Here is an 845-nt window from a genome sequence, read left to right as displayed (position 1 = left end):
AAGGTCAGTCTGAAGGGCTTACCTGACACGCTGAGAGGAGTTGCATGGCCGACGTCAGCCTGTGTCGTGAGATGACCTGTTAAATCAGGTAACAGGCAAGACCCACATGTATATTTACTACGTGTACAATATGCAGATTGCCTTGGTAACAAGGATGAAAGTGTGGGCTACGTTAGGTGAGTACAGCCCGAATCCCCTGGGCAACACGCGCGCGGCAATGGTAGATACAATGGGATGCAACTCCGAAAGGAGAAGCTAATCTCATAAAGTCTATCTTAGTCCAGATTGAGGTTTGTAACTCATCCTCATGACGCTGGAATCCGTAGTAATCGTTTGTTATCAACGAACGGTGAATACGTCACTGTCTCTTGCACTCACTGCCCGTCAAACCAACCAAGTTATGTTATGGTGAAACTTATTTGAGGAGAACCTTAATATGACAAGGTAGGTTAAGTCGTCACAAGGTATCTGTAGGGGAACCTGCAGATGGATCACCTCCTAAATTATTTAAAGAATACAATATGAGACTCTTTTACATACCCATCTTAGTGGAAAAATAAGATTTAAAAACTGCCACGTTCTCACTTTTTTAAAGTAAGTTATTGGGCCTGTAATTTAATGGTAAAATACCTCGTTTGCACCGAGGAGCTCCGTGTTCGATTCACGGCAGGTCCATTTTTTCTGCTAAATAGTTAATATTCATATTCACTTTTATGTGAAACATGGTGGAAGAGTTTTTCTTCTATCAGTTTGAGAGTTATGCTCAATGAAATAAGTAGAGAGAAATTTCCACTTAATGAGATTTTATCTCATTTAGTTCAGAATATACTACTACCGACGCTGTT

General features: G+C 40.8%; 1 tRNA gene and 1 rRNA gene. Both read left to right on the top strand.

Annotated elements, in window-relative coordinates:
* Nucleotides 1-500 (top strand): 16S ribosomal RNA (locus tag LN415_09870); the annotation flags it as partial.
* Nucleotides 501-604: 104 nt separating this feature from the next.
* Nucleotides 605-675, top strand: a tRNA-Ala gene (locus tag LN415_09865).
* Nucleotides 676-845: the final 170 nt, after the last annotated feature.

The sequence above is a fragment of the Candidatus Thermoplasmatota archaeon genome (genome assembly GCA_022848865.1).
GTDB lineage: Archaea > Thermoplasmatota > Thermoplasmata > RBG-16-68-12 > JAGMCJ01 > JAGMCJ01.
The sequence above is the reverse complement of the archived record's forward strand: the minus strand, read 5'-3'. Positions and strand labels throughout refer to the sequence as shown.